The 22,506-nt window shown below is 70.6% G+C and carries 14 protein-coding genes; 5 read left to right on the forward strand and 9 right to left on the reverse strand.

Annotation, left to right across the window (positions count from 1 at the left end):
- Positions 1 to 101 precede the first annotated feature (101 nt).
- Positions 102 to 1,052 (forward strand): LysR family transcriptional regulator, encoded by a 951-nt coding sequence (locus WMF20_RS04650; RefSeq protein ID WP_437611039.1) that lies wholly within the window; start codon positions 102 to 104, stop codon positions 1,050 to 1,052.
- Between the two features lie 103 nt (positions 1,053 to 1,155).
- On the opposite strand, the gene WMF20_RS04655 is transcribed toward WMF20_RS04650, so the two are convergent.
- Positions 1,156 to 3,993, reverse strand: coding sequence for a hypothetical protein (locus WMF20_RS04655; protein WP_437611041.1), 2,838 nt, complete (start codon positions 3,991 to 3,993; stop codon positions 1,156 to 1,158).
- A 300-nt stretch (positions 3,994 to 4,293) separates the two neighbouring features.
- Between WMF20_RS04655 and WMF20_RS04660 the strand changes: the two genes are divergently transcribed.
- Positions 4,294 to 5,232, forward strand: coding sequence for a PEGA domain-containing protein (locus tag WMF20_RS04660; RefSeq protein ID WP_437611043.1), 939 nt, complete (start codon positions 4,294 to 4,296; stop codon positions 5,230 to 5,232).
- A gap of 3 nt (positions 5,233 to 5,235) precedes the next feature.
- Here the strand turns inward: WMF20_RS04660 and WMF20_RS04665 are convergent, their stop codons facing one another.
- Entirely contained in the window at positions 5,236 to 6,726 is a 1,491-nt protein-coding gene (locus WMF20_RS04665) for a serine/threonine-protein kinase (RefSeq protein WP_437611045.1), read from the reverse strand.
- Between the two features lie 545 nt (positions 6,727 to 7,271).
- Positions 7,272 to 9,890 carry a rifamycin-inactivating phosphotransferase gene (rph, locus tag WMF20_RS04670; RefSeq protein WP_437617079.1) on the reverse strand — a complete coding sequence of 873 codons (2,619 nt, stop codon included), beginning with the start codon at positions 9,888 to 9,890 and terminating at the stop codon, positions 7,272 to 7,274.
- A gap of 216 nt (positions 9,891 to 10,106) precedes the next feature.
- Here rph and WMF20_RS04675 point away from each other — a divergent pair, with 216 nt between their 5' ends.
- Positions 10,107 to 11,618, forward strand: a complete 1,512-nt coding sequence (locus WMF20_RS04675) for a B12-binding domain-containing radical SAM protein (RefSeq protein WP_437611047.1) — start codon at positions 10,107 to 10,109, stop codon at positions 11,616 to 11,618.
- Complete coding sequence (locus WMF20_RS04680; protein ID WP_437611049.1) at positions 11,615 to 12,451, forward strand: acyl-CoA desaturase; 837 nt, start codon at positions 11,615 to 11,617, stop codon at positions 12,449 to 12,451. Before WMF20_RS04675 ends, WMF20_RS04680 begins: the two co-directional genes overlap by 4 nt.
- On the opposite strand, the gene WMF20_RS04685 is transcribed toward WMF20_RS04680, so the two are convergent.
- From WMF20_RS04685 to WMF20_RS04695, 3 genes are all read right to left on the reverse strand, one after another.
- The gene (locus WMF20_RS04685) at positions 12,354 to 14,156 is read right to left on the reverse strand and encodes a DEAD/DEAH box helicase (RefSeq protein ID WP_437611051.1); all 1,803 of its coding nucleotides are present in this window, start codon (positions 14,154 to 14,156) and stop codon (positions 12,354 to 12,356) included. The two genes, WMF20_RS04680 and WMF20_RS04685, sit on opposite strands and share 98 nt — an antisense overlap.
- A 61-nt stretch (positions 14,157 to 14,217) precedes the next feature.
- Complete coding sequence (locus WMF20_RS04690; protein ID WP_437611053.1) at positions 14,218 to 14,664, reverse strand: hypothetical protein; 447 nt, start codon at positions 14,662 to 14,664, stop codon at positions 14,218 to 14,220.
- Between the two features lie 22 nt (positions 14,665 to 14,686).
- Positions 14,687 to 15,151 (reverse strand): DUF3565 domain-containing protein, encoded by a 465-nt coding sequence (locus WMF20_RS04695; protein WP_129573186.1) that lies wholly within the window; start codon positions 15,149 to 15,151, stop codon positions 14,687 to 14,689.
- A gap of 267 nt (positions 15,152 to 15,418) precedes the next feature.
- Between WMF20_RS04695 and WMF20_RS04700 the strand changes: the two genes are divergently transcribed.
- Positions 15,419 to 16,942, forward strand: a complete 1,524-nt coding sequence (locus WMF20_RS04700; RefSeq protein ID WP_437611055.1) for a dipeptidase — start codon at positions 15,419 to 15,421, stop codon at positions 16,940 to 16,942.
- Between the two features lie 205 nt (positions 16,943 to 17,147).
- Here the strand turns inward: WMF20_RS04700 and WMF20_RS04705 are convergent, their stop codons facing one another.
- The 3 genes from WMF20_RS04705 to WMF20_RS04715 form a co-directional block, all read right to left on the reverse strand.
- Positions 17,148 to 20,447: a PAS domain-containing protein gene (locus WMF20_RS04705; RefSeq protein WP_437611057.1), complete on the reverse strand. Its 3,300-nt coding sequence runs from the start codon at positions 20,445 to 20,447 to the stop codon at positions 17,148 to 17,150.
- A 428-nt stretch (positions 20,448 to 20,875) separates the two neighbouring features.
- Positions 20,876 to 21,781 (reverse strand): DUF6999 family protein, encoded by a 906-nt coding sequence (locus WMF20_RS04710; RefSeq protein ID WP_437611059.1) that lies wholly within the window; start codon positions 21,779 to 21,781, stop codon positions 20,876 to 20,878.
- A 1-nt stretch (position 21,782) separates the two neighbouring features.
- Entirely contained in the window at positions 21,783 to 22,481 is a 699-nt protein-coding gene (locus WMF20_RS04715) for an iron-containing redox enzyme family protein (RefSeq protein WP_437611061.1), read from the reverse strand.
- Between the last annotated feature and the right edge of the window lie 25 nt (positions 22,482 to 22,506).

Here is a 22,506-nt window from a genome sequence, read left to right on the forward strand (position 1 = left end):
GGGGTGCGCCCCCCTCGCAGGAGTGAACATGCAGCATCCCGATCTTGAAGAAAATATGCAGAACGATTGAAGATCTATGAACATACGGTTCATAATCGGGCATGATCGACGCGCTCGACGGGCTCACGACGTTCCTCGCCGTGGGCCGCTGCAAGAGCTTCACCGCCGCAGCCGCCGCGCTCGGCGTCACCCCCACCGCCGTGAGCCAGAAGATCAAGCTCCTCGAGCGACGGTACGGCGTGGTGCTGTTTCAGCGGACCACGAGGCGCGTCGCGCTCACGGAGCCGGGCGCGAGCCTCTTTCAGCGCCTCCAGCCCGCGATCGCCGACGTCGAGGGCGCGCTCGCCGCGCTCGGCGACTACCGCGGCCGTCCCTCCGGGAACCTCCGCATCACCGCGCCGCGCATGAGCGGCGCATGGCTCGTCGCTCCGCTCGTGGCGCAGATGCGGGAGGCGTACCCGGAGCTGGCCATCGAGGTTTCGCTCGACGACGCCTTCGTCGACCTCGTGGCAGCCGGCTTCGACGCGGGCATCCGGCTCGGCGACGCGGTCGAGAAGGACATGGTGCGGGTTCCGATCACGAGCGACTCGTCGTGGTCGATCGTCGGCGCGCCGGCCTACCTCGCCAAGGCGGGGCGGCCGCGCGCGCCGGAGGACCTCGTCCACCACCGCGCCATCCGCCAGCGCCTCATCGCGAGCGGCACCGTCTATCGCTGGGAGCTCGAACGTCGGGGCAAGGCGATCACGGTCGATGTCCCCGGCGGCATCGTCGTCGACGACATCGCGCTCATGGTCGCGCTCGCGTGCGCGGGGTCGGGCCTCGCGTACGTCCCCGACCAGGCCATCGAGCGCGACCTCGCCGAGGGACGGCTGGAGCGCGTGCTCGAGGCGTTCATCACGAAGGGACCTGGCTTCTACCTGTATTTTCCGGCGCGCACCCAGGAGCAGCCAAAGCTCCGCGCGCTGATCGAGAGCGTCACGAGCGCTCGCGGGCAGAAGGCCAAGCGTCGTTCAGGTCGGACCGGCGCCTCCGGCGGCGAGGGCTCCGCGTGAGCCCGGACCCACCCGCGGCCCGGCGCGGCCGCCGCCGCGGCGCCGCGCCGCCGCCCCCGGCGCCGGAGCTGTCCCCTCACGACGACGGCCGCGTTGCCTCGGTTCAGCCGCCGCCGGCGCGCCGCACCGCGACGCCGACGCCGGCGGTGCTCCAGCAGTTGCTCACATTCCAGGAGATGGTGGTGTTGGAGCTGGCCACGAGGTAGCCGGCCAGCGCGACCATGGTCGCCGGCGAGGTCAGGCGCAGGTTCATCGTCGAGGTGGCCGAGGTGGGGCTGATGGCGGGGCTGGCGTTGGCGTTGCGCGCCGCCATCACCGTGTACACGAACGAGTTGGTCGCGCTGAAGTTGGTGGTGACCCCTCGGGCCGTGCCGTTGCAGTCCATCGCGTTGTTGAGTAGGCCAGTCGAGGTGGCGCTCGCGAACGGGTTCGACTGATGCACGCCCTTCAGCTCCACCACGTTGGCGAAGTACATGCCCCAGCTGGCCGAGTTCGCCATCTGCACCACCACGGGCCTGGTGCCGGTAGTGGCCGGCAGCTGGCTGTCCAGGAGGTAGTAGATGCGCGCCGTGGCGTTGTTCTCGGTTGTCACCCCGTTGAAGAGCGTCATCGGCGTGCCGTCGTAGGTGACGCTCACCGGCACGAGCGCGTTCTCGGAGGCGACGACCCCGACCAGGACCATGCGATCGTTGCCCGACGGCGACTGCAGCGCGTGGTTCACGGTGATGATGGGCGTCGTCGACCCGCTGGCGCTCACGCTGCCGGTGCCCGAGTTGACGACGACGATGTCCGGCGTGACGACGCAGCTGCCGTTCGAGCAGATGGGCCTCGCTCCCGAGCACACGTGGCCGCAGTCGCCGCAGTTGCTGGAGGTGCCGAGCTGGGTGGTGCAGCCGTCGCTCGGGTCGCCGCACGCCTTCCAGCCCGGGTTGCAGGTGGGCACGCAGGTGCCGCTCCTGCAGGCGGTGGTGCTCGCGTTCGCCTGGAGGCACCGGGTGTTGCAAGCGCCGCAGGCGTTGATGTCGCTGGAGACGTCCTTCTCGCAGCCGTTCATGCCGTCGCCGTCGCAGTTGCGCCACAGGCCGCTGCACACCGGGTTGCAGCCCGACCGGCTGCACTGGTTGCTGGTGACGTGGGCGCTGGCCCCGCTCTCGCACACGAGGTTGCAGCCGAGGCAGTTGCTCGCGTCGCTCCACAGGTCGATGTTGCAGCCGTTCCTCGGTACCCCGCAGTCGTCGTACTGCGCGCTCGTGCACACCGGGTTGCAGGTGCCGTCGATGCACAGGTTGCTGGTGGTGTGGATGGTGTTGCACTGGGTGCCGCAGCCGCCGCAGTGCGCCTCATCGGTCCTGATGTTGGCCTCGCAGCCGTCGGTCAGCGAGCTGTTGCAGTTGGCGTAGTCCGCCTTGCAGCTGACGAAGGAGCAGGCGCCGTTCTGGCAGGTCGCGGTGGCGTTCGCGTAGATGGTGTTGCAGTCGACGCCGCCGGCGGCCGCGCACGCGCCGCAGTGGGTCTGGTTGACGTTGACGTTCGTCTCGCAGCCGTTGTCCGGGTCGCCGTCGCAGTCGCCCATCCCGCTGTTGCAGGTCCTCACCTTGCACTCGCCACCCTCGCACTTGGGGGCGCCGCCGGCGATGGTGCAGACCTCGCCGCAGCCGCCGCAGTGGCTGAGGCTCGTCGCCGTGTTTGTCTCGCAGCCGTTCTCGTAGCTGCCGTCGCAGTCGGCGAAGCCCGGCGCGCAGGTGCCGATGGCGCAGCCGGTGGCCGTGCACTTGCCGGTGCCGTTGGCGACCGTGCACAGGCTGCCGCACGTGCCGCAGTTCTCCGGATCGGCGGCCAGGTTCACCTCGCAGCTGTCGTCGGGGTCGCCGTTGCAGTCGCCCCTGCCGGCCGGGCAAATCGTCTCTCCGCACTCGCCATTGCGGCACCAGGGCCTGCCGCCCGCCTTGGGCTCGCACTCGACGCCGCACCCGCCGCAGTTCAACACGTCGCGGGTGGTCGCCCTCTCGCAGCCGTCGCCGATCAGGCCGTTGCAGTCGGTGAAGCCCTCGTCACACTCGACCTTGCACTCCGACGCCTCGCAATACGCGTCGCCGTTCACGGCCGGGCACAGCTCGTCGCACCCGCCGCAATGGCTCGAGTCGGTCGCGGTGTTCACCTCGCAGCCGTTCTCGGGGTCGCCGTCGCAGTCGGCGTAAGGCGCTTCGCACGCCTTGACCTTGCAGGCGCCGCCCTGGCACTCGGCCGTCGCGCGCGGCAGCGCGCACTTCTGGCCGCAGGCACCGCAGTTGTCCACGTCGCCGCGCAGGTTCACCTCGCACTCACCCTCGACCTGGCGATCGCAGTTGGCGTAGCCATCCGGGCAGGTGGGGCCGCACACGCCGTCGATGCAATCGTTGCTGAGGCAGTCCCTGCTCGAGCGGCAATTCTTTCGGTCCTCGCAGCCCCCGCAGTCGGCGCCGCAGTCCACGTCGCTCTCGGTGCCGTTGTGCACGCCATCGGTGCAGGTCGGCGCGACGCACAGGCCCTCCTGGCACACGCGGCTCTCGCAGTCGCTGGCCCGGTTGCAGTCTTGGCCGGTCGCGCACTTCTTGTCGCAGCTGCCGCCGCAATCGATGTCCGACTCCGAGCCGTCGCGGGCGTGGTTCATGCAACCCGCTTCCTGGCAGACGCCGTCGATGCACTCGCCCTCGGCGCAGTCGCGGCTCGCGGCGCAGCCGGCGCCGAGCGGGCACGGATCGCACTCGCCGCCGCAGTTCAGGCCCGTTTCGCCGTCGGACTGCGTGTCATCGGTACAGTGCGCCGGCGGGCCGGGGTCGTACTCCGACGGGAACTCGAAGTCCGGCACGCTGCACGAGGCGGCGGAGATCCCCGCCGTCAGAGCGGCGGCCGAGAACGCGCGGAGCAGCGCGAAGCAACGCAGAAAGCTCGGGGTCGACATCCAACGGCAAAAGTATCATCCTCTGGCGGATTTCGCGGCCACAAATCGAGACAGCGCCGGGAGCAGCGCCGGGAACAGCGCCAGGAACGACGCCGAGCTCTGCCGGCACGCTCGCACCTCCGACGACGACGCGGCGCGGCGTCGCGCCGCGAAGGCCGCGCCGCCACGTTGACAGGAGCGGAGACGGCAAGCGACTATGGTAAGCCTCGCATGAGGAATCTTCTACGAATGTTCCGCGTCGCAGCGGTGAGGAATTTTCTACGAATGTTCCGCGTCGCAGCGGTGAGGAATTTTCCACGAATGTTCCGCGTCGCAGCGGTGCTGCTGCTGCTCGAGGCGCCGGCGCTCGCCCAGGACGACGACGCGCTCAAGCGAGCTCGCGCGCAGTTTCAGCAGGCGACCGAGCTCGAGCAGGCGGGCAACTGGGCCGCGGCCCTGCAGCAGTTCCGCGAGGTCGGCCAGGTGCGGATGACGCCGCAGGTTCGCTTCCACATCGCCGTGTGCGAGGAGAATCTGGGGCGGCTCGTGGCCGCGCTCGGCGGCTACGAGCTGGCGCTCGCCGAGGCCGACGCCGTGGGGCCCGATTTTCGGGGCGAGGTCGAGCAGTCGATCGGCCGGCTGCGCGCCCGGATCCCGAAGCTCGTCATCGCGCGCGGCAAGGGGGCGGCCTCCGCGGCCATGGCGCTCGACGGCGTCGCCCTCGGCGGTGCGTCGATCGGCGTCGAGGTGCCGCTCGATCCCGGGCCTCACGCGCTCACCGCCAAGGCGCCCAATCACAAGCCGTTTCAAAAGACGGTGGAGCTGAAAGAGGGAGGGGTGACGCGCGTCGAGGTGACGCTCGAAGCGTTGCCGCAAGAGTTGCTGATCCGGGCGGGCGCCTTGCAGGAGAAGCCGCCGTCCAAGGTGGTGCCGGTCGTCGTCGGGGGCGTCGGCGCCGCGAGCCTGGTCGGCTCCGGGGTGCTGTTCTTGCTTCGCCAGGGGGCGCTCACGGATCTCGAAGACGCCTGTGGTCCGGGCGGCAAGTCGTGCCCGCGCTCCATGGCGTCGCGCTACGACGACCTCAAGTTCTATCACTACGGCGCGCAGGTGGCGCTCGGCGTCGGCGTCGCCGCGGTCGGCACGGCGACCGCGATCTTGCTCCTCCAGAAGAAGCCCAAAGAGCCCGTGAAGACCTCGCTCGAGCTCGCGCCCGTCGCGGGCGCATCCGAGATAGGCGCGAGTCTCTCAGGCGCGTTCTGAGCGTCAGAACCCCGGATCGTGCTTCCACGACTTGGGCGGCGCGGACGTCGGCGCCGGGCTCGGCGACTTGACCTGCTCGGCGGGCTTGTCCCGACGGCGGGGCGCTGGGCTCGCGGGTGACGCCGGGCGCGGCGCCGGCGCTGCGCTGGCCGAGGCGGAGGCAGAGGGCTCGCCCGGGGGAGCGCCGACCTCGGTCGCAAGGGGCGCCTCCGCCTGGGGAGGCGCGGGCGCCTCCGCCTTGGGGAGCGCCGGCGCCGGGGCGGCGGTCGCGGCGACGGAAGGAAGAGGCGCTGGTGCGTCGGCGCCCCGGAGCAGCAGCACGGTGAGCAGGCCGGCGGCGAAGAGACAGAGGATCACGACGGCGAGCGGCGCGCGGCTCCTGGAGCGCGCGAACGGAGGGAGCTCGTCGTCGAGCGCGCCCCTCCCCGCCGCGCCCGGGGCTGCGCGGCGGGGGTCGACGGGGTTGAAGGCGCTCACCACCGAGTGGCTCGTGCCGGTCACGTCGGAGATGCCGAGGTTGCCGCTCGGCGGATTGCGGTCGGCGCGCTCCAGCGCTTCGGCGAGGGCCGCGCGCGTTTGCTGGTGCTCCTCCTCGAACAGCTCGCGGATGAAATGGGCGACGTCGTCCTCGGTGGCTCGCTGGTTCGGCGGCAGCGCCCTGTCGAGCGCTCGCAGCAGCTCGTTGGCCGTGGCGTAGCGCTGGTCGCGCTCTTTTTCGAGCGCGCGCATCAGCACGGCCTCGAGCAACGGCGGGTAGTCGGGCTGGAACGTGTGCGGCGCGACCACCGGGTCCGGCGACGAGATGGCGAACAGCGTCGCGCCCTCGGATTCCCTGCGGAACGGGTGTTTGCCGGTGGTGAGCGCGTAGAGCACGATGCCCATCGCGAACACGTCGACGCGCCGGTCGATCGGGTCGCCGCGCACCTGCTCCGGCGCCGTGTAACTCACCTTGCCCTTGAGCTGGCCGGCCTTCGTGGTGCTGTCGTTGAACGCGGTGGCCTTGGCCACGCCGAAGTCCACCACCTTGGCCATGCCGTTGTACGTGACCAGGATGTTCTGCGGGGAGATGTCGCGGTGCACCAGGCCGACGAGCTTGCCGCTGTTGTCCTTGAGCTCGTGCGCGGCGTGCAGGCCGGCGCAGGCCTGCGCCACGATGCGCATGGCGATCGGGATCGGCACGCCGCTCCGCCGCTTCGCGACCTTCATCACCTGGCTGAGCGGGACGCCGTCGATCCACTCCATCGCCAGGAACAGCACGCCGTCCTGCTCGCCGAGGTCGAGGATCTCGACGGCGTGCGGGTGGCGGATCTGGGACGCGAGCGACGCCTCCAGGAGGAACATGCGCTCGAACTGGTCGTCCTCGGACAGCTTCGGCAGCATCGTCTTTACGGCGACGATCTTCTGGAAGCCGCGCGTCCCCTTCAGCCGCGCCGCCCACACCATGGCCATGCCGCCTGCTGCGATCGGCAGCAGCAGCTCGTAACGACCCAACACGGACCCGGGCCCGAGCTCGGCCGAGGTGCTGGGTAAGATATTCGGCGCAGTATTCACGCTACTCGGAAGGTTAACTACGGCCCCTGACTGTACGAGTGTGCGGCGAAACCAAGCAAGAGCCCAGCGGCAAGAAACACGGCGGAGGCAGGTTGCGGCTGTCGCACCAATACCCCACCCCCTTCTTACATTCACCGGCAGCCGGCGGCAACGCTTCGCAGGTGGGCAGCTGCCGCTTCCGCAGGCCGTGGAGTGAAGGCGGCCTCGTCCGGTGCATGGCTCGCTTGTAGATACAGTGTTGTTTTTCCAGGAGGACTGGATCCCATAGAGGGCTCTATGTTCACCAGCGCGTGCATCGTGGCTGTACGGTGGGCGGGACGGCCGCAACGAGGAGCTTGACTTCGGATCGCGTTTGGATGTCCGACCCCGGAGACCGCGACCCAGGTGGGCGTGCGGCGGGGGGCGTCTGGCCGACCACGTGCGGCCCGCCTACATGTCGGGCTGGCCCGGCCGGGGTCCCGTCCAGCAAGCGGAAGGCCGCACCTTCCTCAGGTCAGGATCTCGACAACCCCGTCCGTTCCATTCACACGGATGCGTTGCCCATCCCGGATCAACTTGGTCGCATTTTCCACGCTGACGACGGCCGGCAAGCCGTATTCCCGGGCGATCACCGCGCCATGGGTCATCATGCCCCCCACCTCGGTCACCAGTCCCTTGATGGACACGAACACGGGCGTCCAGCTCGGGTCGGTGAAGGCGGTGACCAGGATGTCCCCCGCCTCCAGATCCGCATTGGCCATGTCCAGGAGGACGCGGGCTCGCCCCTCGACGACGCCGGAGGAGACCGGTAGGCCGACGAGGGCTCCGGCGGGGAGATCGGCTCGCTTGTACGCACCTGACACGATTTCCCCGTCGGACGTCATGACGCGCGGCGGCGTCATCTTCTTGTGGAGCTCGTGTTCGGCTCTCCGTTGGCTGACGATCTGGTCGTCCAGCCGATGCGTGCGCACGACCTCGCGGAGCTCGTCGAACGTGAGATAGTAGATGTCTTCGAGGTCGTGGATCACGTTGGCCTGCACGAGCCGCTCGGCTTCTCGCAGCAAGGCCTGCTTGTAAACGAAGTAGCGATTGACGATGGCGTACTTCGGATACTCGCGATAACCGAGGAAGCTCCGGAGCCGGCCGATCATCCGCTGGGCTTCGCTGGCCTTCTGCTCCCCATCCGGCAGCTGCCTCAACCGGTCGAGCAGCTCTTGCGCTCGTTGCAAGGCCTCCTGCCGCCCCTGCTCGAACCTCCGCTTGCCGGCATGAGGCTCGAAGTTCTTGATGTTGCTCAGGATCAAGGGGACCAGGGTCGTCGGCTTCTCGCTCCAGCGGGCCCTCGTGATGTCGATTTCCCCGGCACATCGCATGCCGTATTTCTGAAGGTACGCCAGGATGGCGTCCCGGGCCTGCCGCCCACCGTCGAGCTCGACCAGCTCATCCAGGAAGCCATCGTGCTTCACGTTCTGCAGATACGCGACCACGTCCGGATAAGGGCGGATTACGTCGGCGACATCCATGAGCTCCAGGCCCATCTCCGACGTGATGTTGTTCGACACGGACTGGGAGAGCGTATCCGCGGCGTTCCTCTCGCCGAGCCACTCCATGATCTTGTCGTTGAGCCACCATGAGGCGTTCATGGCCGCCATGATCGCGCCCATGTTCGGTGGACCGAACAAGGACTTCTTCATTCGCTGGACGTCCTCCAGGATGAAGTCGAACAACGCCGTTCCGGTCTTGGCCCGGATGTCGCGCTTCAGCTCCTCGAGCGCGGCCTGGGCACGCTCGATCAGCGCCGTGACGATCGCCGGGTCGTCCTCGACCTGCGCGTCGAAGCGCGAGGGCGACGTGCCTTGATCGCCTTGGCCGGGGCGCGAGGCCGTCGGATCGGCGGGCAAGGGCTCGATGAAGTCTCCCCGCTCGAGGAGGGTCGAGAGGGCGTCCTTGATGAGCGGATCGGAGCGCCCTATGACATTCATGAGGACGTCCCGGCTGGCCGGTGAGGCCAGCTGCTTCGTGGGATCGACGAACAGCCTGCCACCCGCTGCGTACATATGGCCAGTAGCGGACAGCTGGAACAAGGACAGCCCGAGGGGCTTCATGGGGTCGGTCATCATCTGTTGATGGCCGACGGAGATGTAGACGTGGTTGCCTCGATCCCCTGCTTGGGGGATGGGATACAGCGTCGTGATCGGCCGGCTCTGGACGACGTGGAGCTCCTCCTCGACCAGGCACCACTCGATGTCCTGGGGGTGGCCGAAATGCCCTTCGATCTGCCGGCCCAGGCGCTCGAGCCGCAGGATCTGCGCGTCCGTCAGCACCTGGCCGCCCTGCCTCTCGGGCTCGATCGCCCGCTCTTCGGTGCCGCCCTCCTTCAAGGCGCGCGTGGCCAGCGTCTTCTTGGCGATCGCCTTCTCGATGATCTGGCCGCCCCGCACCTTGTAGCGATCGGCGCTCGCCAGGCCGGAGACCAGGGCCTCCCCCAGGCCGAAGCCAGCCTCGATCGACGACACCTTCCGGTTCGACGTGACGGGATCGGCCGTGAACAAGATCCCGGCCGCCTGCGCGAGGACCATCTTCTGCACCACCACCGCCATGTGGACCTTGCGGTGGTCGAAGCCGTGCTGGATCCGGTAGGTCACCGCCCGCTCGGTGAAGAGGGATGCCCAGCACCGGCGGACGTGCTGCAGGACCGCCTGCGTCCCGATGACGTTCAGGTACGTATCCTGCTGGCCCGCGAAGGAGGCCCCCGGCAAATCCTCCGCCGTCGCGCTGGACCGTACGGCGTAGGCGTCGCCCGCGCCGAGCCTGGAGAGAGCCTGGGTGAGCGCCTCTCGCAGGTCCTCGGGGATGGCCGTCCCTTCGATGATCCGGCGCAGCTCGCCGCTGAGCTCCCGGATCCCGCCCCGGTCCTCCACCTCGAGCGACGACAACCGATCGAGCAACCCGCCGATCGACGGCGCTTCTCCCAGGATCCGCTGGAAGGCTTCGGTCGTGACGCAAAAGCCAGCGGGCACGCGGATCCCCTCGATCCTGGAGACCTCCCCCAGGTTCGCGCCCTTCCCCCCGACCACCTTGGCCTTCGTTCGATCGACCTCCTGGAGACCGAGCACATAGGTCCGCATCCGTTCACCTCCATCAGGGCGTCGGCAGCTCGTTCGCTGCGACGGATCGTCACGCCCCCCGTCGAAGGGCGCCACTATAACGACCCACGGAGAGGGCCGCCAGGGACGCGGGGAAGACCGAGGGCGACTTGGGTGGTCCAGCGGACAGCGATTCCGGGGCTGCTCGCGGCGCGGCGCATGGCCTATTCTTGGCGGCTTCTCCAGGAGCCCCCCTCGATGCGCATCGCGATCCTCTCGACCTACACCCACCCGAGCCGCCTGCACCGCAAGGAGCGCTCGATCATGCAGTCCTCCGTGCCCGAGCTCATCGCGGCCCTGTGCCCGCCGGACGCCGAGATCGAGCTCTACAACGAGAAGGAGACGGACATCCCCCTCGATCGTCCCTGGGACCTCGTGTTCTTCTCGTTCCTGCACGCCTATTACGAGCACACCAAGGTGCTCTCCGCGCTGCTCCGGCGGCGCGGCGTCACCACGGTCGCCGGCGGCCGGCACGCGAGCCATTTCCGCGCGGACGCGCTCCAGCACTTCGACGCGGTGATCGCGGGCGACCCGGAGTCGAACGTCCCGGCCCTCATCGCCGACTTCCAGCGGAACGAGCTCCAGCCCGTCTACGCGCTCCCCCCGGTGCCCCCGGACCGGATCCCCACCTACCGCTACGATCTGATCGATTACCGGAACAACCTCGTTCGCCTGCCGGGCATCGAGGCGTCGCGCGGCTGCCCCTTCTCCTGCAACTTCTGCGTGCTGACCGGGCACGAGCAGTACCGATATCGCCCGATCGACCACGTGATCCGGGACATCCGCGACCGGATGATCTTCAACCGGCGCATTCCGGGGGTGACCGGCGACGCGTTCAGCTTCCTCGACAACAACCTGGGCGGCTCTCCCCGCTACCTGCGGGAGCTCTGCGAGGCGCTGATGCCGCTCAAGAAGATCTGGGGCTGCGCGCTCACCTTCAACGTGCTGCGCGACCCGGAGCTGGTGCGCCTCATGGGGCGCGCGGGGTGCCGCTACGTCTACACCGGGCTGGAGTCGCTGAACCCCGAGTCGATCAGCGCGATGAACAAGGGCCAGAACAAGCTGAGCGAGGTCCGCGAGGTGATGCAGCGGGCCTCGGCGAGCGGGATCGTGCTCTCGTTCGGGCTCCTCGTGGGCGCGGACGGGGACACCAACGAGTACCTCGAGCGGCTGCCCGAATACCTCCACGACCTCGGGGATCAGTGCCCGACGTTCCTGGGGATCGTCTGCCCGTACCCGGAGACGCCGTTCTTCGCGCAGGTGGCGGCCGAGGGGCGGCTCCTGCCCGGGGTGACCAGCCGGGACCTCGACGGGTACACCCTGTGCCACCGGCCGGCCCGGCTGGACGCCTCCGAGGCGATCGAGCACTTCCAGCGCCTGAGCCGCGCCCTGGGCGGCCTGCGCAGCGTGGGCCGCCACCTGTGGAGCCGGCTGATGACGAGCGACCTGCCCCGCTACAAGACGTGCGTCGTGATGTCGGCGCCCGAGGTGATGAGCCTGCGCGCGCCGCTCGCCAACCGCGCGCGCAGCTACATCGCCGGGCGCGACCCGATCGAGGCGTGGGACGCGGCGAGGATGCGGGAGCTCGGCCTCGAGCCGCAGCGCATCGACACCTCGTCCTGCCGGGCGGATCCGCGCGGCCTCGCCCGGATCCGGCCGCGGCGGGGGAGCGGCCCGGCGGCGGTCGTGCGGGGAGGGGGGCCGTCATGAGGGGCCGCGCGAGCGGCGCGGCGATCGCCTACTTCGCCCTGGTCCACGCGCTGGCCGTCCTCGGGCTGCTCCTGCCGATCCGCGCGAGCTTCGTCGCCCTCGCGGCCGGGCTGTACACGGCGCTCCACCTGTCCACCATCGTCGGCCTGCACCGGCTGCTCTCGCACCGCGCGTTCCGCTGCCCGAGGTGGGTCGAGTACGCGCTCGTGTCGGTGGCGATGATCAGCGGCCAGGGCAGCCCGATCGCGTGGGTGGCGACGCACCGGCGGCACCACGCGCACACCGATCGCGAGGGCGACGTCCACTCGCCGCAGCGAGGCCTCTGGTACGCGCACCTCGGGTGGATCGTCGACGACGGCTCGACCGATCCCCGCGATCCGGAGCGGTACTGCCGCGATCTGGCCGGCGATCCCTACTACCGGTGGCTCCTCCGGTGGCGGTTCGCGCCGCAGGCGGCGGCGGTGCTGCTCGCGGGGCTCGCGCTGGGCTGGGGCGCGGTGCCGTTCGTGTTCTTCCTGCCGCTCGTGTGCTGGATGCACGCGACCTACCTGGTGAACTCGGTCTGCCACGCGCCCGGCTTCGGCCGCCGCGCGTTCGAGACCCGCGACGGGAGCCGCAACGTGGGCTGGGTGGCGGTCCTGACCTTCGGCGAGGGCTGGCACAACAACCACCACGCCTTCCCGCGCGCCGCCCGCTACGGGATGGCGCCGGGGCAGCACGACCTCGCGTTCCTGTTCATCCGCGCGCTCGCGGCGCTGGGGCTCGCGTCGGACCTCCAGCCCGGGCCGGAGGGGCGTGGTGGTCGCGGCGGACCTGAACCTTGCGCCCCTTGAGCCGGGTGGCGCGCAGCGCCTCGATGACGCTGTCCGCCGCGTCGGCCGGCACCTCGACCACGGAGAAGCCGTCCGCGATCTGGATGGCCCCGATGTCGCGAGAGCTCAGCGACGCCTCGTTCGCGATCGCGCCGACCAGATCCGCCGGCCGGATGCCCGCGGCGCGCCCCGCGCCGATGTAGACCCGCACGACGCTGCCGTCGGCCTCCCGCTCCTCGCGCTCCCCGCGCCGCGGCCGCCCCGGGGCCTCTCCTGGCCGCCCGCGGGCCCCCGGCGGGGCGCGCCGCGCGCGGTCGTCGCGCGCGCGCTCCGGCGCGGGCGGCGGCGGCCGGAACGACGGGATCTCCGCCTTGTCCTCCTCCCGATCCCCCTCCGTCGCGCGGTGCGCGAGCTGCACCGCCGCCGCGGCGATGTCCATGACGTCGAACTCGTCGGCGAGCCCCTCGACCACGACCCGGAACCGCTCGGCGCCGCCCTGGAGGAGCGCCTCCCGGAGCGACGCCCGCGTCAGCTCGAGGCGCCGGGCGCGCAGATCGGCCACCGTCGGGAGGGTGGCGGCCTCGATGCGCTGGCCCGTGAGCCGCTCGACGTTGCGGAGCAGGTAGTGCTCGCGCGGCTCGATCAGCGTGATCGCCGCCCCCTCCCGGCCGGCGCGGCCCGTGCGGCCGATGCGGTGGACGTACACCTCGGCGGCGCAGGGGACGTCGTAGTTGATGACGTGCGACACGTGCTCGATGTCGAGCCCCCGCGCCGCCACGTCGGTCGCGACGAGCAGGTCGGCCGCGCCGGCGCGGAAGCGCGCCATCACGCGATCCCGGTGCTCCTGCGAGAAGCCGCCGTGGAGCGCCTGGGCCTCGTAGCCGCGGGCGCGCAGCGCCTCGGTCAGCTCGTCCACCTCGTTGCGCGTGCGGCAGAAGAGGATCGCCGACGACGGGTCCTCCATGTCGAGCACCCGCGTCAGGGCCGCGGGCTTGTGCGCCCGCGGCACGATGTACGCCGTCTGGCGCACGCGCGGGAGCTCGCCCGGGGCCGCCTTCTCGACCGCGATCTTGACCCGCACCGGGTCGCGCAGGTGCCGGCCGGCGATCGCGGCGATCCGCGCCGGCAGCGTCGCCGAGAAGAGCACCGTCTGCCGCTCGCCCGGCGTGGCCGCGAGGATCTCCTCCAGCGCCTCGGCGAAGCCCATGTCGAGCATCTCGTCCGCCTCGTCGAGCACGACGGTGCGGATGCCGTCGAGGGCGAGCGTGCCGCGGCCGATGTGGTCGAGCGCGCGGCCCGGCGTCGCCACGACGACGTGGACCCCGCGCCGGAGCGCGCGCAGCTGCTGCCCGAACGGCTGGCCGCCGTAGACCGACAGCACCTGCACGCCCAGCCGGCGGCCGTAGCGGTGCATCGCCTCGGCCACCTGCATGGCGAGCTCGCGGGTCGGCACGAGCACGAGGGCCACGGGGCGGCCGGGCGGCGCGCTGCCGATCTCCAGCCGCTGGAGCAGCGGCAGCGCGAACGCGGCCGTCTTCCCGGTGCCGGTGGCGGCCTGCCCGAGCAGGTCGCGCCCGCCGAGGAGGTGCGGGATCGCCTCGCGCTGGATCGGGGTGGGCTCTTCGTAGCCGAGCTCGGCGAGCACGCCGAGGAGGGCAGGCCCGACGCCGAGCGCGGCGAAGCTGGCGGACGAGGTGATCGGTTCCACGGCGGCTCCGCGTCTCATGGGCTCACGCCGGCGTCATGGCAAGCCGGCAGGCGGCGCGGCGCGCGCGCCCGCGTCCCGGTCAGCCGAGCCTCGCGGCGAGGGCGCGGTACCGCTCGGACAGGCGCGCGGCGTCCACCCGGCCGAGGAGCGCGCGCGCGGCCTCCTCGGCGCGGGGGCTGCCCTCGGGCGCGCGGCTCATCGCCTCGAGGTGGAGCTCGAGCGCGCGCCTCTGCTCCGCGAGCGCCTGCGCGGCCCGGCCCCGGAGATCGAGGATCTCCGCCTGCTCCGCGCAGAGCGCCGCGTACGCGCCGATCTTCTCGGGGTCGCCGAGCAGGGTGGCCGCGCCCGCGGCGTCGACCCGGTCGAGCATGTCCCGCATCGGGCCGAAGAGCCCGTCCGCGGTGGTGCGGACGAGCAGCTCCGCCTCGTCGAGCTGGCCGGCGCGCCGGAGCCCGGCGATCCGGCCGATGGCCTCGGCGAGCTGCTCGATCATGCGGAGGAGGTAATCGCGCTGCCTGAGCGACATGAGGTCTCCTGATCGATCCTGGTCACGCGCCCTTCGCGTGAAACTCCACGAAGAACCTGACCGGACCTTCGGGCTCGACGTGGTGCAGCACCTCCGGCGCGACGATCCCGGGGGTCTCCGGGGTGAGCAGGAGCTCTCGCCGCGTGGGCCACTCGACGCGGTAGCGGAGCTGCCCCGAGACCACGTGGATCACCCCCCACACCCCGGGCTTTGTCGCGTGGTTCTTCCGGAGCCCGCCGGGGATCGTGCCCTCGTCGAACTCCGCGGTCCGCTTGTAGGCGACCAGCCCGCCCGGCATGTCGAGCCGATCGCAGCGCACGCAATCGAGCTCGGTGCCGAGCATCGAGGCGCGGCCCTCGGCGGTGAGCACCCACGGGCGCACGACGAAGGGGGGCTTGTGCCGGACGTGCTGGCCGTGACCGCAGCTCAGCTCGGCCACCCAGTCGTCCGCGTCGTCCTTGTGGTAGCCCGTGATCGGTCGGAGCATCCCGGCTTCTTGCCCGAGGGCTGGCTGGGATGCCAGCGCGGGAAAGAGCAGAGCGATTCGAGGACGTCAAGCGAGGCCCGCGGCGCGGGCCGGCAGGGACGCAATACTCTCCTGTCAGGTGCTTCTTCGTGGGTCGAAGGGGCATTCGAACCCACTCGGACGCCGCGCCTGCGACGCCGTCGGGCGCCGCGGAATCGGGGACCAGGGGCACGATCCGGCCGCCGCGCGGTCCGCCCTACCGCTGAGATCGCGTGATACGCTCCGATCATGCGCACACGCCTTTCCCTCGCGCTCCTCGCCGCCGCGTCGCTCGCGGCCTGCGTTCCTCCTCGAGCACCCGCGGAGTCGCCCGATCCCTTCGCGATGGCCGAGAACGAGGTCGGGCCGTGGACCGAGCCCGCGCCCGAGGTCGTGGAGAGCCCGGTGGGGCCCGAGACGCCGGAGCAGCGGGCCACACGGCTGCTCGCCAAGGCGACCCTCCTCGACGGCCACAGCAGCGTGCCGTCGCCGCTCCTCGGCGGCGCGCTTCGCCGGGCGAGCCCGGACCACGAGGCGACGGCCGAGGAGCTCGCCGGGATGAAGGCGTCGGGCGCCGCCGGCGCGTTCTTCTCGATCCACGTCGGCGCGCCGTCGGCGCAGGCCTCGATCGGCGGCGGCGCCGCGCGCCGCGCGCTCGATCTCATCGACGCGACCCACCGGCAGATCGAGCGCCACCGCGACGCGCTGCTGCTCGCGCGGACCGCGCGGGACGTGCGCCGCGCCAAGCGTGAGGGCCGGATCGCCGCGCTCCTGGGCATCGACGGCGGGCACGCCATCGAGAACTCGCTGCCGGCGCTGCGCTCGTTCTACCGCCTCGGCGTCCGCACCATGGCGCTCACGCACACCACCACGAACAGCTGGGCGGACTCCGCGGGAGGACCCCTCGAGCCCGGGCTCGCCCGCCACCGCGGCCTGTCCTCCTTCGGCGAGACCGTGGTGCGCGAGATGCAACGGATCGGCATGCTCGTCGACCTCTCGCACGCGTCGGACGACACGTTCCAGGACGTCATGAAGGTGGCCAAGGCGCCGGTCATCACGTCGTCCACGATGCCCGCCGCCGGCCACCTCCGGCGCAACCTCGACGACTACATGCTGCGCGCCGTCGCGGAGAACGGCGGCGTCGTCGTGGTGAACGCCTGGGCGCTCTTCCTCGACGCAACCTATGCGGAGCAGTCCGAGCGCTTCGTGCAGAAGCACGGGGCGCACCTCAAGGAGCTCGGCGAGCGGCTCCAGGGCGACGCGACGGCGCTCCGCGAGGAGATCGAGAAGCGGAGGGCCCAGGAAGCGCCGATGACGCCGCCGCCGCCCTCGCGGATCGCGGACCATATCGATTACCTGGTGAAGATCGCGGGGATCGATCACGTCGCCGTCGGCTCGGTCTTCGGCGGGGGCGAGGCGCTCCAGGCGGGGAGCGCCGGCGCCGACGGGCTCACGGGCATCACGCTGGAGCTCCTCCGCCGCGGCTACTCGGAGGGGGACATCCTCAGCCTGCTGGGCGGGAACTTCGTGCGGGTCCTCGAGCAGGCCGAGGCCTACGCGGCCGCCACGGCGACCACGCTGTCCGGGCACGGCAGCACGCGGCAGCTCACCGCGCCCGAGCTGCGCGAGCTGCAGCTCTTGGACGCGCCGCCGCCGACCCCGTCGCCGCGGGAGTCGCAGTGGTGGATGGCTCCACCGCCCGCGCCGGCTCCGCGGCCCGCGAAGGGCGCGGCGCCGCCGCCCCCGCCGCCGGATCTCGCGCCGTCGCGGTAGCTCCTCCCGGCGGGCCCCGGTCTGCGCCCGCTCTCCGAGCCCACCCCGCTGCGGGGCGCCCGTTACACGCCCTCGGCATTCAGGACGTTCTCGGGGAGTCCGGGACTCGGCGCTCCGCTCGCCTCGCTGAGGCGGCGCGGTCTGCTCGTGGGCTCGATGTTCTGGTTCCCCATGCCCGCGGAGGCCTGAGCCTCGCCGTGCGCTTCTAGGGCAAGGGCGGCCCCCCGTTGACCGCCTGCGGCCGCCCCTTTCTCTCTCCGCGCGCTGCCAGTACCCCGATGACCATCAGGAGCTCCGTCGGCTGGATCGGCTTCGCGAGGTGCGTCTGGAACCCGGCGAGCAGCGCTCTGGTGCGGTCCTCGTTTCCGGCGTACGCGGTGAGCGCCACGGCCGGCACGTCCCCGCCGCGCTCCCGCGGCAGCGCCCGCACCCGGCGGATGAGCTCGTAGCCATCCATCCCGCGCATCCCGATATCGCTCACGAGCACGTCCGGCCTCTCCAGCTCGATCAGTCTCAGCGCCTCTTCCCCTGATCCTGCGAGCCTGACGCGCGCCTTGCGTTCTTCGACGAAGGTCCTGACCATGTCGCGGGTATCCAGGGCATCGTCCACGAAGAGCACCGAGATGCCGCTCAGGTCGGAGAGCTCGCAGATGTCATCGACGCTCGCCCGGGCATCGACCTCGCGCCCGTCCGTGCCGCCCTCCGCCGGGGCGTGGGCGACGCCGAGCGGGAGCTCCACGGTGAAGGTCGTGCCCTTTCCCACGCCGGCGCTCGTCGCCCGCACGGTGCCGCCGTGGAGCTCGACCAAGTGCTTCACGATGGCGAGCCCCAGGCCCAGCCCGCCGTGCCGCCGAGTCGTCGAGGCGTCGGCCTGGCGGAAACGCTCGAAGACGTAGGGGAGGAACTCGGGCTCAATGCCTTCCCCGGTGTCCGAGACGGTGATTTCGACGTGATTGCCGGCGCGGGAGACCTTCACCTGCACACTCCCGCCCTCCGGGGTGAACTTGATGGAATTGCTCAGGAGGTTCCACACCACCTGCTGCAGCCGGCTCGGATCGCCGCGCGTCACGCCCACGGCGGGACTCGAGATTTTTTCGAGCTGGATCCCTTTCGCCTCCGCCGAGGGCGCGACGGACGAAACGGCCGCGCCGACCACGTCGTGCAGGTCCAGAGGCTGCACGTCCAGACGGAGCTTGCCAGACGTGATGCGGCCCATGTCGAGCAGGTCCTCGATGAGCTGCGCCTGCGCGCGGGCGTTGCGGTCGATGACCGCGAGTCCCTTGCGGAGGTCCTCGTCCTCGCAGCTCGACCGACGGCGCAGGAGGTGCGACCAGCCGAGGATGGCGGTGAGCGGGGTGCGCAGCTCGTGGCTGACCGTCGAGAGGAACTCGTCCTTCATCCGGTTCGCCCGCTCGGCCTCGCTGCGCGCGGCCTGCTCGACCTCGAGCAGGCGCGCCCGCTCCTCCTCGGCCTGCTTGCGGTCGGTGATATCGATCACCGAGCCGACATAACCGAGAAACTCGCCGCTCGGGCTGAACCGCGGGGCCGCCGCGTCGATGCACCACCGGTACTGCCCGTCACGGCGGCGGAGGCGGTAGTCGAGGCGGAACGGCTCCCGCTTGGCGGTGGCGGCGCGGAAGACGCTCGCCGAGCGCTCGGCGTCCTCCGGATGAAGCATGTCGAGCCAACCGAACCCGAGGCCGGCGGCCTGAGCCTCCCCCGTGAAGTCGGACCAGACCTTGTTGAGGTAGGTGCAGCAGGCGTCGGGCCCGGTCACCCATATCATCACGGGGGAGTTGTCGGCGATGTTGCGGAATCGCTCCTCGCTCTCGCGTATCGCGTCCGCGGCCGCTCGCTTCTCCGTGATGTCGGTGACCATGCCGATCATGGAACGAGGCTGTCCGGCCTCGTCGCGCTCGACGGTGCCGAAGTCCGTGACCCAGCGGATCTGCCCGTCGGGGCGGACGATGCGGAACTCGATCGCATAGCCCGTCCGCCCCTTGATGGCCGTTTGCGCCTCCGCCCGGACCCGCATCCGGTCGTCGGGGTAAATCCTCCGCTCGAACGCCTCGAACGTCCCCTCGAACGTGCCAGGCGGGATCCCGAAGATGCCGCACACCTCGTCGGACCAGACGACGCGGCCGGTGACGACATCCCAATCCCACACGCCGGTCTGCCCGGCGCGCAGCGCCAGGCGCAGCCGCGCCTCGTTCTCCCGCAGCGCCTCCTCGGCGTGCTTGCGCTCGGTGATATCCCGGACGACCCCGAGCATCACGAGCTCGTTCCCCGCGCGCTCGAAGGCGCCGGTCGACGCCACCCACAGGACGGTGCCGTCGGCGTGCAGGACGCGGTACTCATCCTTGTAATGGGCTTCGGACAGCCTGGATCGAGCCTGCTCTATCGCCTGGTCGACCGTGCGGACGACGGCCGCGCGGTCCTCGGGATGGATGGTCTCAAGCCAGCGCGCGTAGTCCACCCGGCCGCCCCCCGGACAGCACCCCTCGAAGAGCGCCCAGGCTTCGGGCGTCCAGGCTGCCGCTCCGGTGTCGATGTTGAATTCCCACAGGCCGATCCGCCCGGCGCGGCTGGCTCGCTGCAGCCGCTCCTCGTTCCTGCGCAACGCCTCGCTGTTGCGTCGCTCGTCGGCGACGACGGCCAGCACCAGCGTGGTCACGGTGGTTGCGCCGATGAACTCCTGGAGCAGCGCGAACTGAAGCCCCGCGGGGGTGCCGAACGGCCCGTGCCCCTCGGTCGTGGCCTGGATCGCGACGACCGCGACCGGGAGCATTGCCGCCGTCGCGCCACGAACGCCCCACGTCAATGCCGCCCAGGTCAGGGCGGGAAAGGTCAGCCATGGGCGGACCACGCGGGAGGATTCAGGCCCGAAGCTCAGCCAGGCCAGGGCCCAGGCAGCCGCCGTGCACAGCGCGAGGTGCAGCCACCGCCCCCGGTCCCGGCCGACCGGCTCGCCACGCGCCCAGCTCAGCACGAGGGGCGTCATCACGATCACCCCCGTCACGTCGCCGACCCACCAGTTGAGCCATGTTACGAGCGCCTGCCTGAAGCCCTGGTCGAACGCGCCGGCCAGCGCGAACGTCCCTGCAGTGGCGGCGATGGCCGAGCTGCCCAGGGCGGCGGCGCTGACGACGAGCACGTCGGCCAGGCGCGTGAGCGCCGGCTGCAGGCGAGCGCGGCGCAGCGCCCATGCGCCGCCCAGGGCTGCCAGCGTGTTCCCGGACGCAAGGGCGGCCTTCACCCACAGCGGGAGGGACGGCGCTTCCAGGAGGAACGCGGCCATCATCCCGGCGAACACCGCCGGCCACAGCCACGGGCCCCCGAGGAGGAGCCCGGCGAGCGCGACCCCCGCGGCGGGAAACACCGGGGAGGCGGCGCCGCGGACCGTCCCCCACTGGAGACCCAACACAGCCAGGAGGAAGTAGCTCGTAAACAACGCGGCGGCAGGGCCAAGGGGACGTGGCCCGTCAGCGTTTCCGCCTGCTTTCACGACGCACCGCCTTCCGCCTTCCGCCGCGCGGTGCGCGGGGCGTGCGGGCCGGCTGTTGCTCGGTTGGCGGTTTCAGCATTTTCAGCATCTCGCGGATCACCTCGCTCGCAGGGCCGCAGACGCCGGAGAAGACCTTCTCGGCGATGCGTCTCCGAGGCGCCAGAGCGAATTGGATGGCGAGGGTGCATTTTATGTATAAACGTCTCTCATGGCCTGCGTGCGATCCTTCTCTTACGCATGAAGGAGGAGCCGTCCAGACTCCCAGCCTCCCAGCCGCTGCGCTGGCAAGCGCATCGCGCGGCGGCAGCGGGGCGGCGGCGACGCGGGTCGCAGCGGCGGCGGGCGGCTGCCGCCGGCCGGACTGCGCGGGATGTATCCTGGCCCGCCAGCAGGGCGGATCGGTTCCAGGAGGAGGGTTCAGGAGAGCGTCACGGCGCGAGGGCTCCCCGCGCCGCCCCGCTCTTCGCTGCTGCCTTCAGCTTCCTCAGGTGTCCGTGCAGGGTCTCGGAGTCGAGGCCATGCAGCACCAACCGGAAGCCGGCCTCGAGCGTCGAGTTGGGCACCATCGGATGATGGTTGTGCACCAGGGCGACGGGCAGCGGGTCGTTCAGGATCTTGCCGACGTAGAGCGCGATGATCTCGTCGAGCTGCAGCGAGTTGCTCGCCCGCCAGAAATGGTGGTCGGACAGGAACAGCGCGTAGAGCGGCGTGTAGATCTCGATGGCGGTCTGCAGGTCGACGACGTTCAGCCAGGTGTCCGGGAGGTCGTCGAGGCTCGCGTCGTCATCGGTGATGGCGGAGTAGTCGACCTCTCGCCGGGGCTCGATCTCACGCCCCTCTGCGCGGAGCTTCTCGTTCAGCTCGATGATGAAGTTGTAGAACGTCAGATCGTGGACCGTGAACGTGTTGTCCAGCAGGTCCTCCAGCCTCCTGGTCCTCAGCGGCGTGGTCGTCTCGATATCGATGCCCGGGACGTTGTCCTCGATGAACTTCAAGATCTCCGTGCCGATCGTGAAGTGGCGCAGGATGAGGTAATTGGCCTCCGGGGCGACGAAGAGCCGCAGGCCCCAGTAAATGGACCGATGCAACAACCACGGAGATTGCCAGCTCGCCGGGACGAGGATCTTCATGAGCTTGATCCCGGAGATCGACAGGCGGGCGAACGGCCTGACGATCGGCATCACGACCCTGCGCGTGAAGCTGCGCTGGCTCTTCAGGAGGGCGGCCTTGGCCTTGTCGTCGATCGGCAAGGACCGGTCCAGGTACAAGGCCAGCCACGGATCGGGATCCCTGGGGTCGTGCTTCATCTTCCTGAAAAAGTCTTGAAAATCCATGTCAATAGCTCCCGATCTCCTCGAGCTGGAGGCGGTAGAGCCGCGCGGTGACCCGGGCGGTCTTGAGGATCCTCGGCGCCATCCCCGGGAGGTTCAAGATGCCGCAGCGGAGCGCCTCTTCCAGCTCGCCCAGGTGATCTTCGTCGGCCTTCGCGTGATAGAGATAGAAGCTGACGGCCTGCGCCTCCAGGCGGAGCGCGGACCGCACATGCTCGGCCCACTGGGCCGCGACCCGCTTGCCGAGGCCTTCGATGATGTACATGGCGCCGAGGAGATCGAAGGGGTTCGGCTGATCGGCGCGATGGAAGATCCAGGCAGACAGGGCCTCGCTGCCGATGTTCAGCTCGTGCCGCGCGAGCCCGGCCGGGTCGCCGCCGCTCTTCAGGTAGTCCTGCTCCAGCATCAGGTAATCGCGGTGCTCCGCGGCCGCGTGGCGGATGAAGCGCGAGCGCAGCTCGGCGAACTCGTGGCCGATGCTGGAGGCGGCGCGCGCGATCCAGAGCGCGCCGTTCATGACCTGCGCCCGGTGGTTCAGCAGGAGCTCGTGGTAATCGGCCAGGCGAATCCGACGCTCGAGCACGCGCCGCATGATCGGGATGTGATGCACCTGCGACTCGAAATCCAGCCAGATGGACGACAGCCCGCGCAGGACGGCCTGCGGTGAGTCTTCGTCTCGAGGCGATGTGCGCTCCGGAAGCATGCGGAACCTCCCTGGGGATGACGGC

This window comes from Sorangium sp. So ce834, from assembly GCF_051521425.1.
GTDB classification, from domain to species: Bacteria; Myxococcota_A; Polyangia; order Polyangiales; family Polyangiaceae; genus Sorangium; species Sorangium cellulosum_D.

What these genes read in the sequence shown, in the direction of transcription:
- WMF20_RS04700 (WP_437611055.1), top strand. Translation starts at nt 15,419, where the DNA reads ATGCGCACACGCCTTTCCCTCGCGCTCCTCGCCGCCGCGTCGCTCGCG.
- WMF20_RS04675 (WP_437611047.1), top strand. Translation starts at nt 10,107, where the DNA reads ATGCGCATCGCGATCCTCTCGACCTACACCCACCCGAGCCGCCTGCAC.
- WMF20_RS04660 (WP_437611043.1), top strand. Translation starts at nt 4,294, where the DNA reads ATGTTCCGCGTCGCAGCGGTGCTGCTGCTGCTCGAGGCGCCGGCGCTC.
- WMF20_RS04715 (WP_437611061.1), bottom strand. Translation starts at nt 22,481, where the DNA reads ATGCTTCCGGAGCGCACATCGCCTCGAGACGAAGACTCACCGCAGGCC.
- WMF20_RS04690 (WP_437611053.1), bottom strand. Translation starts at nt 14,664, where the DNA reads ATGTCGCTCAGGCAGCGCGATTACCTCCTCCGCATGATCGAGCAGCTC.
- rph (WP_437617079.1), bottom strand. Translation starts at nt 9,890, where the DNA reads ATGCGGACCTATGTGCTCGGTCTCCAGGAGGTCGATCGAACGAAGGCC.
- WMF20_RS04695 (WP_129573186.1), bottom strand. Translation starts at nt 15,151, where the DNA reads ATGCTCCGACCGATCACGGGCTACCACAAGGACGACGCGGACGACTGG.
- WMF20_RS04655 (WP_437611041.1), bottom strand. Translation starts at nt 3,993, where the DNA reads ATGTCGACCCCGAGCTTTCTGCGTTGCTTCGCGCTGCTCCGCGCGTTC.
- WMF20_RS04710 (WP_437611059.1), bottom strand. Translation starts at nt 21,781, where the DNA reads ATGGATTTTCAAGACTTTTTCAGGAAGATGAAGCACGACCCCAGGGAT.
- WMF20_RS04650 (WP_437611039.1), top strand. Translation starts at nt 102, where the DNA reads ATGATCGACGCGCTCGACGGGCTCACGACGTTCCTCGCCGTGGGCCGC.
- WMF20_RS04680 (WP_437611049.1), top strand. Translation starts at nt 11,615, where the DNA reads ATGAGGGGCCGCGCGAGCGGCGCGGCGATCGCCTACTTCGCCCTGGTC.
- WMF20_RS04685 (WP_437611051.1), bottom strand. Translation starts at nt 14,156, where the DNA reads ATGAGACGCGGAGCCGCCGTGGAACCGATCACCTCGTCCGCCAGCTTC.